The 13,869-nt window shown below is 64.3% G+C and carries 22 protein-coding genes; 21 read left to right on the top strand and 1 reads right to left on the bottom strand.

What is annotated here, in order from left to right; translation table 11 throughout:
• Positions 1 to 4 precede the first annotated feature (4 nt).
• The gene (locus FB562_RS10940) at positions 5 to 523 is read right to left on the bottom strand and encodes a hypothetical protein (RefSeq protein WP_141881340.1); all 519 of its coding nucleotides are present in this window, start codon (positions 521 to 523) and stop codon (positions 5 to 7) included.
• Positions 524 to 550: 27 nt separating this feature from the next.
• On the opposite strand from FB562_RS10940, the gene FB562_RS10935 reads away from it, so the two are divergent.
• The 21 genes from FB562_RS10935 to FB562_RS10840 all read left to right on the top strand — a co-directional run bounded on the left by FB562_RS10935 (position 551) and on the right by FB562_RS10840 (position 13,793).
• Positions 551 to 940, top strand: a complete 390-nt coding sequence (locus FB562_RS10935) for an HNH endonuclease (protein WP_141881339.1) — start codon at positions 551 to 553, stop codon at positions 938 to 940.
• Between the two features lies 1 nt (position 941).
• Positions 942 to 1,634, top strand: coding sequence for a hypothetical protein (locus tag FB562_RS10930; RefSeq protein WP_141881338.1), 693 nt, complete (start codon positions 942 to 944; stop codon positions 1,632 to 1,634).
• On the top strand, positions 1,631 to 1,801 hold the full coding sequence (locus tag FB562_RS13645; RefSeq protein ID WP_185740545.1) for a hypothetical protein: 171 nt from the start codon (positions 1,631 to 1,633) through the stop codon (positions 1,799 to 1,801). Before FB562_RS10930 ends, FB562_RS13645 begins: the two co-directional genes overlap by 4 nt.
• Positions 1,798 to 2,106: a hypothetical protein gene (locus FB562_RS10925; RefSeq protein WP_141881337.1), complete on the top strand. Its 309-nt coding sequence runs from the start codon at positions 1,798 to 1,800 to the stop codon at positions 2,104 to 2,106. Before FB562_RS13645 ends, FB562_RS10925 begins: the two co-directional genes overlap by 4 nt.
• Positions 2,107 to 2,607 (top strand): single-stranded DNA-binding protein, encoded by a 501-nt coding sequence (locus tag FB562_RS10920; protein WP_141881336.1) that lies wholly within the window; start codon positions 2,107 to 2,109, stop codon positions 2,605 to 2,607.
• A gap of 136 nt (positions 2,608 to 2,743) precedes the next feature.
• Positions 2,744 to 2,971: a hypothetical protein gene (locus FB562_RS10915; protein WP_141881335.1), complete on the top strand. Its 228-nt coding sequence runs from the start codon at positions 2,744 to 2,746 to the stop codon at positions 2,969 to 2,971.
• Complete coding sequence (locus tag FB562_RS10910; RefSeq protein ID WP_141881334.1) at positions 2,968 to 3,684, top strand: hypothetical protein; 717 nt, start codon at positions 2,968 to 2,970, stop codon at positions 3,682 to 3,684. Before FB562_RS10915 ends, FB562_RS10910 begins: the two co-directional genes overlap by 4 nt.
• A gap of 275 nt (positions 3,685 to 3,959) precedes the next feature.
• Positions 3,960 to 4,430: an HNH endonuclease signature motif containing protein gene (locus tag FB562_RS10905; protein ID WP_221625409.1), complete on the top strand. Its 471-nt coding sequence runs from the start codon at positions 3,960 to 3,962 to the stop codon at positions 4,428 to 4,430.
• Between the two features lie 27 nt (positions 4,431 to 4,457).
• The gene (locus FB562_RS10900; protein ID WP_141881333.1) at positions 4,458 to 4,988 is read left to right on the top strand and encodes a helix-turn-helix domain-containing protein; all 531 of its coding nucleotides are present in this window, start codon (positions 4,458 to 4,460) and stop codon (positions 4,986 to 4,988) included.
• 13 nt (positions 4,989 to 5,001) lie between these two features.
• Positions 5,002 to 6,288, top strand: a complete 1,287-nt coding sequence (locus FB562_RS10895; protein ID WP_141881332.1) for a PBSX family phage terminase large subunit — start codon at positions 5,002 to 5,004, stop codon at positions 6,286 to 6,288.
• Between the two features lie 8 nt (positions 6,289 to 6,296).
• Positions 6,297 to 7,889 (top strand): hypothetical protein, encoded by a 1,593-nt coding sequence (locus FB562_RS10890; RefSeq protein WP_141881331.1) that lies wholly within the window; start codon positions 6,297 to 6,299, stop codon positions 7,887 to 7,889.
• Positions 7,890 to 8,076: 187 nt separating this feature from the next.
• A complete protein-coding gene (locus FB562_RS10885) occupies positions 8,077 to 8,319 on the top strand; it encodes an Acb2/Tad1 domain-containing protein (protein WP_141881330.1) in 243 nt (80 codons plus the stop codon).
• Between the two features lie 28 nt (positions 8,320 to 8,347).
• A complete protein-coding gene (locus FB562_RS10880) occupies positions 8,348 to 9,604 on the top strand; it encodes a phage minor capsid protein (RefSeq protein ID WP_141881329.1) in 1,257 nt (418 codons plus the stop codon).
• Positions 9,605 to 9,721: 117 nt separating this feature from the next.
• Complete coding sequence (locus FB562_RS13640) at positions 9,722 to 10,375, top strand: hypothetical protein (RefSeq protein ID WP_185740544.1); 654 nt, start codon at positions 9,722 to 9,724, stop codon at positions 10,373 to 10,375.
• An 18-nt stretch (positions 10,376 to 10,393) separates the two neighbouring features.
• Positions 10,394 to 11,398, top strand: coding sequence for a major capsid protein (locus FB562_RS10870; RefSeq protein WP_141881328.1), 1,005 nt, complete (start codon positions 10,394 to 10,396; stop codon positions 11,396 to 11,398).
• An 8-nt stretch (positions 11,399 to 11,406) separates the two neighbouring features.
• Positions 11,407 to 11,652, top strand: a complete 246-nt coding sequence (locus tag FB562_RS10865) for a hypothetical protein (protein ID WP_141881327.1) — start codon at positions 11,407 to 11,409, stop codon at positions 11,650 to 11,652.
• A 78-nt stretch (positions 11,653 to 11,730) separates the two neighbouring features.
• Positions 11,731 to 12,189, top strand: a complete 459-nt coding sequence (locus FB562_RS10860; protein WP_141881326.1) for a Rho termination factor N-terminal domain-containing protein — start codon at positions 11,731 to 11,733, stop codon at positions 12,187 to 12,189.
• Positions 12,190 to 12,191: 2 nt separating this feature from the next.
• The gene (locus FB562_RS10855) at positions 12,192 to 12,644 is read left to right on the top strand and encodes a hypothetical protein (RefSeq protein WP_141881325.1); all 453 of its coding nucleotides are present in this window, start codon (positions 12,192 to 12,194) and stop codon (positions 12,642 to 12,644) included.
• A gap of 8 nt (positions 12,645 to 12,652) precedes the next feature.
• Positions 12,653 to 12,997: a hypothetical protein gene (locus FB562_RS10850; RefSeq protein ID WP_141881324.1), complete on the top strand. Its 345-nt coding sequence runs from the start codon at positions 12,653 to 12,655 to the stop codon at positions 12,995 to 12,997.
• Positions 12,998 to 13,000: 3 nt separating this feature from the next.
• Positions 13,001 to 13,378, top strand: a complete 378-nt coding sequence (locus tag FB562_RS10845; RefSeq protein WP_141881323.1) for a hypothetical protein — start codon at positions 13,001 to 13,003, stop codon at positions 13,376 to 13,378.
• Entirely contained in the window at positions 13,371 to 13,793 is a 423-nt protein-coding gene (locus FB562_RS10840; protein ID WP_141881322.1) for a hypothetical protein, read from the top strand. The genes FB562_RS10845 and FB562_RS10840 overlap by 8 nt, the downstream gene beginning before the upstream one ends.
• Positions 13,794 to 13,869: the final 76 nt, after the last annotated feature.

Below are 13,869 nucleotides of genomic sequence, written 5' to 3'. Positions count from 1 at the left end.
GTTGTCATGGCATGTCTCGGAAGGCGTGCCTTGCACTCCCGTCTTCGTCTTCCCAGTCGACTCGCAAGCGTAACCGCGGCCCCGTTAGGTACACCGATGCGTTGAACTGGATCACGTTGTTGGGCTCAACGTCTCGTGGCGCTTTGGCTGAAGAGTTAATTATTCCCGTTTCGCCCTCGCCGGGAGATGCCCCAGAGCTCTCTTGCAGCGGCGGATGGGCGCTAAGCACAACATTGCGCGCCATCCGTATGCCCACATTTCTGACGAAGTATTCGTGCGGTCGATTCTGCAGAGACTCGATCTCCCATGATGCCTCTTCAGCAGGCGCGAACCTCTTTACCAAGTCGTTGGAATCCTCCAGCGCTCGCGCAGATCGCTCAAGCGCACCGACTGCTGCATCACGGGCGTCTTCTGCTAAGCGCTTGGCCTTTACCGCACCGAATGCTTGCCACCACGCCACAATCGCAGAGGCGACAGTCGCGGCCATCAAAGCGAAGTTCACGATCAGATTTGCCTCATTCATGCCCCGCACTCTATCGGCGGTGACCTCGTGAGCGCATTCCCCCCGGCGGTTCTCCGGGCACTCAAGAAACGGTCTAAGGGGCTGTGCGAGGGCTGTGGGCTGAATGAGGCAACTGAGGCCCACCACTGCCAATTCCGGTCCCGTGGTGGTCCTGACACCCTCGGCAACGCCTTGCACCTGTGCGGCTGGGGGAATCACACCGGCTGCCATGGTGTCGCCCACTCCGGACATAAAGGAGAGGCGCTCGGCTGGGCGATCCGGTCGAAGCATGACCCGCTGCTGGTGCCGAAGTTCCGCACGTTCGATGCCACCTGGTGGCGGTTCGACAACGACGGCGGCAAGGAACAGATCCACCCGATCGGCGCTGTCGATTATTTGGTGCTCATCGGAGCAATACGAGAAGGGATGGTGGGCTGACATGGCCCGCGAGAAAGCATCGATCAACCTCGAGGTTTGGGGTGATGCGGAATGGCGTGACCTGACCGACCCGGCACAGGCGCTCTGGCACAAGCTCATGGGGTCGAATCTGAACTACTGCGGTGTGGGCGACTTTCACCCCGGACGTCTCGCCGCGAAGACACGGGAGCAGTCCGCCGATCAGGTGATGATCGCCGCCCAAGAGCTGTCCGATAAGCACTGGATCGTCGTCGACCAATCCACGGATGAGGTCATGGTGAGAGGGTTCCTGCGTCATGACGGGGTGCTCCGCCAGCCACGGTTGGCGGTGTCGGCGGCGCTCGCATATGCGGCGATCGCGTCGAACAAGATTCGGGCTGTGGTGGTGTTCGAGATTCTGCGGTTCAAGCGTGAGAATCCGGATTTGCCCGCGTGGGAGAAGTCGCAGATGAAGTCGTTGTTGAAGCAACCGGCGACGGCTGCGACCGACACTGTGACCGACCTTGAATGGGCGTTTTCGACGGCGTACGGGCAACGCTCAGACGAAACGTTGGTCGCCGCTATGACCGCGCCTACTACAGCTACAGCTACATCTACGGCTACAGCTACATCTCCTAAAGAAGATGCGGCTGAAATGGCGGGCAGTTATCCACAGGGCTCACGAAGGATCGACCACGGCCATGACAAGGCGTCCCGGATTGAGAGGGCATCGTGAGAGTCATCGTGGCGTGCATCAACTGGAATCATCCCGACGCGCCGCACGCGGTGTCGTACGTGCTCCGTGACGGCGAAGCGATCGCGTCGGTGTATCACGACACGTGGGCCGAGGCGATGCATCGGGCGAACGAACTCGCCGCACGACTCAAGGCGGTGGCGTCATGAACACCAAGACGGTGACGGTGACTCTCCCGGTGACGGTGTGGGGTCGGCTCGCATCCATTGCGGACAAGCAGGGTGTGCGGGTGGCTGACGTGCTGGCTCATGCGGTTGCTGCGGAGGTGACTGCCCCAACTTTCGCGCCAGGGGGGAAGACGAAGACACCGAACCTTGACGATCCGGTTGTGCGGCATTGGAAGGACGGGCTCACGGATAGGGAGATTTGCGCGGTTCTGGGGATGACTCGGGCTGCGGTTGGTGATAAGCGGCGGTCGTTCGGGCTGCCAGCAAACAAGAAAGCAGGAAAGTAAATGGCAGGCGAAACGATTGTGACCGTCGTCGGGAATCTCACGGCCGATCCCGAGCTCAGGTACACGACCAACGGTTTGGCGGTAGCAAACTTCACCATCGCGTCAACGCCCCGCACCTTCGATAAGCGCACGAATGAGTGGGTTGACGGCGACGCCCTGTTCTTGCGTGCATCTGTGTGGCGCGAGTTCGCCGAGCATGTCGCAGGGTCCCTGACGAAGGGTTCTCGGGTCATCGCCACAGGGCGGCTCAAGCAGCGCTCGTACGAGACCGACAAGGGCGAGAAGCGAACGTCGTTCGAGATCGAGATTGACGAGATCGGCCCGTCGCTGCGATACGCGACCGCGGCCGTAACCCGCACCCAGTCCAGTCGCGGTGGCGCGGGCGCCACGACAGAACATACCGAGCAGTGGGCAGCCGCGGCGCCCGCGCCACCGACTGCCGGCACGGTTCAGGGCGACGCGTGGAACACGCCCGCCTACCCCGACGAGACACCGTTCTGATGACGAAGCCGATCAGCGCGACCTACGCGCCCAACCCGCAACCTCGCGTCCGCGTGAAGGGCCACTGCGGCTCATGCAACCAGGGCTTCGTCTCGCCGGAGATGTGCCGGTGCACCTGCCACGAGGGGAAGAGCTGATGAGAGACGCGAGAAGGCAGCTGTCGACCGCCCGCATGCTCCTAGCCCAATTCATCGTCCAGATCGACGAGTTCGAGGCCCTGAACCGGGAGCAACGCCGCACACCCCGCGGCCGCGACCTCGCCAACCGCATCGACGCACTCCGCACCGGGCACGCCACCTGGACGAAGAACGTGACCGACCTCGAAGCACAGATCGCCTCCCAATCTGAAATGGAGACACCATGACCGACACCCTTCTCGACGCCGTCGACAAACTGACCATCGAACACCCTTACCCAGCCATCATCGAAGGCCGCACAAGGTGGGTCCGACGCGACCCCCTCATCCGCCTCCTCAGAGAAGCGATCGCATCATCCCTCACCGGCGGTAACGGCCTCGCCTCTGCAGCGTCCAAGATCCCATTCGACGCCGACGCCCTCCAGCAGTACGACCTCCTCGAAGGATTGATCCTCGAACAACTGCGCACCGTCACCGACGCAACCCCGCACCTCACCCCCGAGGCAAACCTCCGCGCCTGGTATGCCGCGTTCATGGTCACCGCCGACGAACACGACATCGAACTGTGGCACGACGTCTGGCACGGATGGGAGACGAAGATCGAAGCGAAACTCTCACCCCCGGTCATCCTCGAGCTCATCGACACAACCACCAAGAAGCCTTACCCGTGCCCCGAGTGCGGCTTCGACTGGTACGAGCAAATCCTCAACTCAGGCCCCAACGGCAAACGCGGACGCTGGTACGACCGAGAGAAGCGCATCGCCCTCACCGCCACCTACCGACCCGACGGCAATGGCGGACTCGAACAGTGCGCAGTCGAATGCGGATGCTGCAACTGGAGGGCCACCGGATCCGCCGGCGTCCGAGGATTCGCCTGGGACCTTGAGAACCCGCCCGAACACGACACGCCCACGAATCACACGGTTGTAATTCCGATGTGACATACTGGTGGAGCACAGGACGAGTCTGCAAAGAATCGTCCGCCCCGACTTGAAAGCCCCGCTCCCCCGGCGGGGCTTTCGTCATTCCCCCACACTTGCCATCCCCGCCGGACAGAGCAGACACCGCGGCGCGAGCGCATGGCATCTCCCCGACGGTCGCCGTCAACACCAGCGCGCAACCCGCAGTGAAGGACGACCCATCACGCCCTCACCTTTCGGGGCCAGGCGTACCTGCGACGACCGTCGACTCCCACCTCCCGCGAAGGAGCATCACGGTGAAGACCCCCATCGAAGACCGACTGGCTCAACACCACCGCGTCGACGACAACGGGTGCTGGCGCTGGACGGCCTACGTAGACCCGCACGGTTACGGCACCATTCAGATCGACCGCAAGCAGATGCTCGCCCACCGCGTCAGCTACGAAACACACGTCGGCGACATCCCCGATGGCCTCCACATCGATCACCTATGCCGTGTGCGGGACTGCATCAACCCGGCACACCTCGAACCTGTCACCCAGATCGAGAACACGCGCCGCGGGCTCCCTTACCGCGACCCCGCCTCCCTCGGACGGCCCGACGCGTGCAAGCGCGGCCACGAACGCAACGAAGCGAACAACTACCGCAGCGCCAGAGGCCTACTCGAATGCCGCCCATGCCAGCGCATCCGCCAAGCCAAGAAGTACCAGCGCCGGACAGCCCAAGGACTGCCGCAGCGCAAAGCTACGCCGCAAGAGGCGACGTAGTACCTAGACCGCTCCCGAGGTGATCCCATGGCCAAGCTCACAGACGAGCAACGGGACCAGATCCTCGCACTCCACGCACAAGGACTCGCCCGTAACGAGATCGCCCGCCAAACCGGCGTCAGCACCGGATCAGTCACCAACGTGTGCAAAGACAATGACCGCGCCTTTGACCGGTCAGCGACAAAAGACGCACAGGCGGCCCGCTCGGTCGATCTTGCTGAGGCGCGGCTGAACCTGGCGCAGCGTCTCAACGTCGCGGCGAACGACATGCTCGACATGCTCGACAAGCCGTTCACTGTGTTCAACTTCGGTGGCAAGGACAATACCTTTGCCTCTGAGGAGCTCGACACGGTTCCTGTTGAGGCTCGGCGCACGATCATCACCTCTACGGCCATCGTGTTCGACAAGATCAGCCGCATCGTCGAGAAGGACAACGGCGGTCTTGACCAGGCGGTTGGTGTGCTCGACCAGATCGCCGCTGGCTTCCGCGTGGCTGCCGATCGCTATCGGGGTACAGAAGGCTCGGATATCGCGGCCTCAGACTCTGAGCAGTCGTGATTCGGGGCACACGGTGAACCTGAGCGACATCGAGCGCCTCGTCTCCAAGGCCCAGATCCTCTCCATCGTGGATGCGATGGACCGGAAGCTGGCACTCTGGTACGGGTCCGTGTCGGCGGGGAAGACGGTTGCGTCGCTGTTCGCGTTCCTCCTCGCGATCGTCGTCGCACCGCGCACGGGGATCATCATCATCGTGGGCGGGTCGCTGCAGACGATCTACCAGAACATCTTCGTGCTGTTCCAGAACACGACGATCTTCGGCTCCGTCATAACTTCGCAGATCCACTACACGCCTGGCGCGACGTCAGCGGTGATCCTCGGCCGTGAGGTGCTGCTCGTCGGGGCGAAGGATGCGAAGGCTGTCGGACGCATCCAAGGTGCGACGGTCGCGCTCGCCTACGTCGACGAAGCCGCCCTTATGCCTGAGGACTTCTGGAACATGCTCATCAGCCGTCTGCGTGTCGACGGCGCCCGTCTTCTCGCGACGATGAACCCCGCATCGAAGAACCACTGGATCCGCAAGAAGTGGATCCTCGAAGCGGGCACCAAGAACCTGATCTCATTCCACTTCACGATGAAGGACAACCCGAACCTGTCGGCCGAGTACATCGCCGACATGGAAGCATCCTTCTCCGGTGTCTTCTACGACCGGATGATCAAGGGCGAGTGGACGAACGCCGCCGGCGCCGTGTATCCGATGTGGGACGAGAAACGCCACGTCATCCCGTTCGACCAGATGCCGCAGATGCAGGACATCATCGGCATCGGCATGGACTACGGCACCACGAACGCCACCACAGCGCTCATGCTCGGCCTCACCGACGAGACGAAGCCACGCCTAGTACTCATGGACGAGTGGGGTTACGACTCGAAAGAGTCCGGCATCCGCCTCACTGACGCCGAGCTGTCGAAACGGTTCCGCGAATGGCTCCCCAAAGAGCACACGCCGTACCCGACGCTGCTGCAGCCGCGGTTCATCATGCTCGACCCGGCCGCCGCATCGTTCCGCCAGCAGCTGCACAACGACCTGCGCGGCCAGTCGCTCTCACCCTGGGCGGCCGACAACAGTGTCCTCGCCGGCATCGCCACCATCGGGAACCTGCTCGACCGTGACCAGCTCATCGTCACCGACCGCTGCCCCGGCTGGCAATCCGAAGTCACTGAATACCGATGGTCAGAGAAAGCCACCGACAAAGGCGACGACGAAGTGGTGAAGGAAGACGACCACTACCTCGACGGCGGCCGCTACATCACCCACTCGACCAAGAACATCTGGACGCCCGCACTTCACGCCGCATAGGAGGCATCATGGCGCTTCCTGCCCCGAACACAGCGTGGCCACCCGCACCCTGGGACTTCGCCTACAGCCAGTACCGCGAGAACGAAGCATGGTATCTGGGCGACACCGACGAGCTCGAGAAGATCTACCGTCGCGAGCAGCAGGAAGCCACCCACGTTCACCGTGGCCAGCCGATGCGCGGCGGTGTCGTCGGTGCAGCGTCGCGCATGTTCTGGGGCCGGCCCGTGCCGACCGGACAGTCACGCACGCGCCTGCACGTTCCCGCACCTGCTGACCTTGCGACGATCGCCTCCGATTCGGTGTTCGCTGTACCCCCGGAGGTGCAGCTTGCCGTCGCGACTTCGCAGGGCGCGTCAGCATCCGTGGTCGCGGCAACCCCAAGCAAAGAGCAGCTGCGCCTCGACGAGATCGCCAACTCGGATGCTGCGCACGCCATGTACAACACCATGGGCGAACTCAAGTCAGTGTTCGGCGCGACGGTCATCACCTCCGAGTGGGATCTCGATATATCCGATCACGTGTGGCTCGCCTCATACGCGGTCGATGTCGTCATTCCCGAGTTCCGCAAGGGCAAGCTCATCGCGTGCACCATGTGGACGGAGTACGTCGACAAGTCGGTCGTCTTCCGTCACCTCGAGCACCACGAAGTCGGCCGCATTCAGCACGTCCTGTATCAGGGCTCCGAGACGAACATCGGCCGTGTCGTTGCGTTGGAAGATCGACCGGAGACCGCACATCTGGCGAAGATGATCAACTCCGAGGCTGGCATTGTGACCGGCCTCGACCGGCTCACCGCCTCGTACAACCTCAACATGCCCACACGGGCATGGCGGAAGAAGGGCCAGCTGGCATTCGCCGGCCGCTCCGACTTCGCCGGATCACTGCCCCTCTTCGACGCCCTCGACGAGACCATGTCGTCGTGGATGCGCGACCTCAAGCTGGCCGGCGGCAAGGTTCTCGTCCCCTCGTCTGCGCTGCAGTCGAACGGTGTCGGACAGGGTGGGTTCTTCGACAGCGGGCAGGAGTTCTTCGCCGGGCTCGACGTGCCCGGTGAGGTTGGCAAGATCACCATGGACAAGGTGCAGTTCGCAATCCGCGTCGACGAGCACGAGCGCACCGCCCGCGCACTGTGGCGTGAGATCTTCCGCGCTGCAGGGCAGGGCACCCGCAGCATCGACGACGACGGCGCATCGCAAGTCACCGCGACAGGCGAGTTGCTGCGCGACAAGCGGGAAGAGATCACCCGCGACAAGAAGACCCTCTACGACAAGCGCGCCATTGCAGAGCAGTCGTCGGTGGCGCTCGAGCTCGACGGCAAGCTGTTCCCGGGCAAGGGTGGCGGGCGGTTCGAAGAACCTGTGGTCATGTTCGCGGACATCTCGCAAACAGACCCGGAGCAGCTGGCCCGCACGATCCAGTTCCTTGATGCCGCTGGCGCCGCATCGACCCGCCGCAAGGTGGAGTTGTTCAACCCTGACTGGGACGACACGAAGATCGACGAGGAAGTGAAGCGGATCGTCGCCGAGCGCGGTACGTCCGCGCCTGACCCCGCCACGTTCACCGGCGACCCACTCCCCAACGAAGACGAGAACGAGTCCTGATGCTGACCTTCCTTTGGCTCGCGGTCATCGTCATGGCTGTAGCACTCTCGTCAGCGTGTGGCCGCGGCATCCGTATGCCTGGCCCTTCGTGGTTTGACATCCCGCACGAGAACAACCGTGCAGCACGTAGGAAGCAGAGGCGCTGAGACTTCCTGGCGAGACGGCCGGGTTGAAACAAGGAGAAATCATGGCAGAGTCCACGAAACCCACCCCGCTCGAAGAACGCTTCATGACTGCGGCAGGCGGCAATCCGCCCACTGAGGATCAGAAGCACGCTGTCGCGAAGATGCAAGAGGCCATCGTGCAGGTCGCCTCCCACATTCACGCATACGTGCCGGGTGGCCGTAACCAGTCGCTCGCGCTGACCGCTCTGGAAGACGTGCAGATGCGCGCCAACCGCGGGATCTTCGCCACCGGCCCTTCGGCCTAATCACTGGTCAGGGTTCGGAGGTCGGCGCATGGCGCTCTTCAAGCCGAACCCTGACCGTGAGTCCGTCGAGGAACTGATCGAGTCCCTGTCGCAGGATCTCGCGTCACGGTACGCGGGTGCTGAGGATGAACTGATCCGTGAGATTGCACAGCGGGCCTACCGCGACCTCGAACTGGCACAGCTCGCAGCAGACGCGCCCGGAGGCATGGGCCTCACGGTCGCTGAGCGCCGCCGTCAGAACCGTGTGCTCGCTGAACTCGCCGCGCACCGCGCCAAGTCACTACGTGAGCTGCAGGCGGTCGCCGCGGGCATCGTCGCACAGCTGAGGTCTGAGAATCTCGCCCGCCGCACCGTGCACATCGCCGCAACGCAGGGCGAGGCCGCCGCGGTCGCACAGCTGGGGCTCGCGAAGCGTCTCGACACCCGTGCTGTGCCGATCCCCCTCATCGGCGGCGGTGCTGCGATATCCACCACCACACTCACCGCGAGCGCATCACAAGCGGTCGGCATGGTCGCCCTGTCTCTGCATTCTCGCCTCGAGGTGCTGAATCAGCGCATCACCCGTTACCCGCAAGACGCATACCAGCGCATCGTGTCGATGCACTCGCCGCTCACCCTCGCGGGTGTCACGACGTCGAAGGTGCAGCAAGCGGCCACGGTGCAGCGGTTCCTGTCTGAAGGCGTCACAGGGTTCATCGACAAGGCCGACCGGCGCTGGACAATCGGCGCCTACGCCGAGATGGCCGGCCGCACCTCCGTCAACCGCGCGTTCAACGACGCGGGCACATGGCGGATGCAGCAGGCAGGCATCAACCTGGTCACCGTCGTGCGCGGTGCCGACTCGTGCGAGTCCTGTGCAGCGTGGGCGGGCAAGATTCTCTCCACAGACGGAACACCCGCAGGGACGCTGTCGCTGCCGTCGACGACGAGCGGGCAGACACTCACAGTCATCGTCGCGGGAACCGTGAATGACGCCCGCAATGCTGGCTGGAATCACCCAAACTGCCGGTGCCGCCTCGTCGCCTACCTCCCCGGCGCCACGAAGCTGCAAGGCGCGACCACATACGACCCTGAGGCTGAGCGCGAGCGGGCCCGTCAGCGTGAGCTCGAGCGGCAGATCCGTGCGGCGAAGCGTCGCGAGGCTGTCGCACCAGATCAGGTGTCGGCAGCACGCGCCCGCGCACTGGTGAAAGAACGCCAGCAGACGATGCGCGACTTCCTCAACGAGACCGGCCGCAAACGTTCCTCGTACCGCGAGCAACTGCACTTCGCCGACGGACGCTGACCCCACATACCCCGTACCGTTCGTGGCCCTGCACGCGGGCGGTACGGCCCCAACTTCCACCGCAAGGGGTGGATGCCGGCAGAGGCCGGAACCGATCGAGCTGGAGGCTCATTCACCATGTCCAAGACACACACCAGTCACGCACTCCGCGACCGCGACGGCCTCGCTGTCATCGGCCGCACACTGCACGACCTTCGTGGCATCCGCTTCGAGGAGGGCGAAGGCGGCAACCAGCCCCCGGCGGCGCCACCCGCCGCACCGCCCGCCCCGCCTGCAGCTCCCACGCCGCCGCCGCCGGCTCCTCCCGTTGCGCCGCCCGTACCTCCGGCCGCACCGACTCCACCGCCCGTGCACTACAAGGGCGACCCTGACGAGTACGTGCGCGAGCTCCGCGAGGAAGCGAAGAACCATCGCCTCGCGGCCGAGAAGGCCGCCACCGACTTTGCCGCTGCACAGGCTGAACGCGACGCCGCAGCGACTGCACGCGACAACCTTGCCCGCGAGAACAAGCTTCTGCTCGTCGCCCCGTCACTCGGCGCGAACGCAGCAGCACTGCTCGATTCATCGAGCTTCACCAAGACTTTCGCCACCGTCGACCTCACCAAGGACGAGGACGTCAAGAAGGCGATCGAAGACGCGCTCGAGAAGAACTCGGCGTTCCGGTCCGGTCCTGCACTGCCGTCATCGAGTGGCGGCGGTCATCAGGGCGGCCAACCCCCCGCAACGCCAACGAGCCTCGAGGCTGCCGTGAAAAAGCAGCTCGGCGGCTAACCAAACCAAGGAGTAACCATGGCCATTTCACTGGCAGAGGGCAAGAACAACGCCCAGACCGACCTCGACGTGGCGGTGATCGACGAGTTCCGCAAGGAGTCGGCGATCCTCGACAGCCTCATCTTCGATGACGCCGTGAACCCGGCAGGTGGTGGGGCGACCCTCACTTACGGCTACCGGCGCCAGATCACCGAGGCGACCGCCGCAACGCGTGCGATCAACAGCGAGTACGCAGCCCAGAACGTCACGACCCAGCACTACACGACCGAGCTGGCCGTGCTGGGTGGCGCGTTCGAGATCGACCGCGTCGTCGCGAAGATCGGCCCCAACGCGTCCGGTGGCATCGCGCTCAACATGGCGCAGAAGATCAAGGCCGCGCGGACGAAGTTCCAGGACCTCGTCATCAACGGCGACGTTGCCGCCGATGCCAACAGCTTCGACGGCCTCGACAAGGCGCTCGTGGGTTCGTCCACCGAGTTCCGCGCCGGGGAAGTCACGGACTGGTCGGACTTCGACACCAACGCTCGCGCAGAGCACAAGGCGCTCGACGCGCTCGACGAATGGCTGGGGCTGCTTGACGGCACGCCCACGGTCGTCGTCGGCAACAAGGACAGCCTCGCGCGTGTCCGTGCTGCTGTGCGTCGTGCGGGCCAGTACGTGAAGAACCCGGTCGAAGGTCTCATGGGCCCGAACGGGCGTCCGATCGTGCGTGAGCAGTACGGCGACATTCTGCTGGTCGACGCTGGTGAGGTTGCAGGCTCCTCGAGCCTCATCATCCCCACGGAGACCCGCACGGTTGCCGCCGTCGAGACGGTCAACCTGACCGACCTGTACGCATTCCGTGTCGCCCTCGATGGGTTCCACGCCGTGTCCACGGTCGGCGGTCAGATCGCCCAGACCTGGCTGCCTGACTTCTCCACCGCCGGCGCGGTGAAGAAGGGCGAGGTCGAGCTCGGCCCGGTCTCCGTCGCCCTCAAGGCAACGAAGTCGGCCTCTGTGTTCCGCAACATCAAGGTCCGGTAGGAGGACTCATGGCAAAGATCACCGCCCCTGTGAAGGGGTTCACCGGAACCGTTGTTGGCGTCACGTTCGCTGACGGCCAGGGCGACACGAAGGACGAGGCGAAGATCTCGTACTTCCGGCGCCACGGCTACAAGGTCGCCGAGCGGGCTGCATCTGGCCCGACGGACGCCGAAAAGAAGGCCGCCTCCGACAAGGCCGCCGCCGACAAGAAGGCGGAGGCCGACAAGGCCGCCGCCGAAGCCGACAAGAAGTAACACCCTCGCTGCCCGGTGGCGTCTTCCACCGTCACCGGGCAGCGCCCCTCAACTTTCATCACTCCGTCGGAGGTTGTCATGATCCGCATCACCCACCCGCGCCCGCAGGCGGGCCGTCAGAAGGATCTCGGTATCGAGTTCCGTGATGGTGTCGCCGAGGTCACCGAACTGCATCCGGTGCGCGAGCAGGCGCTCGTGCAGCACGGGTATGCGGTCGAGGTGATCGAGCCGGAGCTCATCGACCTCGAAGCGCTCACTGTCCGTGAGCTGCGGGACATTGCCGATACCGAGGGCATCGATCTGCCGAAGGGTGTGAAGAAGGCGGAGATGGTCGACCTGATCAGCCGTGCGCCCGTTGCTGAGGCGATCGCGATCGAGTTGCCGACCGTCGCAGGCTGGTACGCCGACCCCGAGGGCGCGGTGTTCTACCTAGCGGAGGACGGATCATGGATGTCCCCAGACTCCTACGGCGCAGACCCGCAGACGGTTGCCGGGCATCGTCCTCTTATCGCGACCGACACCCCATCTGGCGACTGACCATGGCTCAGCGCGTGTACGCCACCGCGGCGGACTATTACGACTTCATCGGCGACGACCAGCCCACGACCACGCCGGAAGGCGGCGGCGATCCGGTCCCGCTCACGGAGAAGGACCTCAACGCCAGGCTGCGTCGCGCCTCAACCGTCGTCGACGGCATTGTGCGGTTCTCCGTCTACGACGTCGACGACGACAACATGCCCACCGACCCCGACATCTCCGACGCGTTCACCGAAGCGACCTGCGCTCAGGCGGCATGGTTCGACGACACCGACGATCTCACCGGCGCCGAATCACAGACGGGCCCGACGCGAATCGGGTCGGTGTCGTTCGGCGGTTCCGGCGCATCAGGCGGTGCGACGAACACGAAGTCTGCCGCAACGTCCCGCATCGCCCCCGAGGCGGTGCAGATCCTCACCAACGCGGGCCTTATCACCTCGACCGTTCAGCATTAGGAGACATCGTGGCCCGCAAGCTTCGCGCACGCGACCTCCCCCACCGCGTCGACATCACCCGCCTCACCGGCGAAGGAGCCGAGGGCGAGACATGGGCCACCACTCCCGACCGGCCCGCCTATGTCGAGCAGAAGGCAAAGCTCGTCGTCGACCGCCGCTCCACCTCCCCCACAGCGGGGCAGGAAGTCACGGCGTCGACATTCATCGTCCTGCTACTGGAAGACGACGCGCAGCCGCGGTCCAAGGTCACGGTGTGGCCGGGCACCCCGCGAGAGCGTGAAGCGGAAGTCATCACGTCGGCTTACCTCGAGCACAAGAAGGCGCCCTCTCATATCGAGATATGGACGGAGTGACCCATGGGTGTTCGCGCTGACGTGCAGATGACCGTGAAGTTCGGCGACGTGATGGAATCCATACTCGCCGGCACCGTGCAGGGCATGAATCAGGCCGGCGAGCTGCTGCTCGCGAAGACGCAGGAGCAGGTGCCGATGGACGAGGGCACCCTCGCGTCATCCGGCACGGTGGTGCAAGCAAAGACCATCGGCGATCCCGTCCAGGTCGTCTACGACACCCCGTACGCGGCACGACTCCACGAGCACCCCGAGTACAACTTCTCGACCGACTCGAACCCCGGAGCCAAGGGTAAGTACGTCGAGGATCCCGCGGTGGAGAACCGCAAGGCGATGGGTGACGTCATCCGTTCATCGGCGCAGCGAGGGCAGATCAGTGGCTGACCCGCTTTCCCCCGAGCTGTTGTTCCGGCGTGGGCTGGCCCAGTTCCTCCACGACAAGGGCCACGGCGTCTACAAGCCTGTCGGCTCATACACGGCTACTGAGCGGGGCATCTACACGAGCGGCCCGACCCTTCCGGCCGCGGACAACTGCATCGTGCTCACCTCGCTCCCGTCGATCGCCGATGGTCGGGCCGACCTGACCCACCGGGTGCAGGTCTTCGGACGGGTGAAGGGCAACAACATCGCCGCCGAGAACCTCGAGCAGGCGATCTTCGCTGACCTCGACCACACCGAGAACACGCCGCCCAGCTTTTACATCAGCTGGACCCACCGGTTCTCGCTGCTGCATTTCGAAGCCGACAGCAACGGATGCTCCGCGTTCGCCGCGACCTACTACTTCCGCGGCCGCCGCTAACCCCCCACAGACCGCCCCTCCCGCGTGAGGGGTTCGCCGGCGCGCCCGGCATCCCCACCCAAACAAGGAGAAACCA

This window comes from Homoserinimonas aerilata (assembly GCF_006716125.1).
GTDB lineage: Bacteria > Actinomycetota > Actinomycetes > Actinomycetales > Microbacteriaceae > Homoserinimonas > Homoserinimonas aerilata.
The sequence above is the reverse complement of the archived record's forward strand: the minus strand, read 5'-3'. Positions and strand labels throughout refer to the sequence as shown.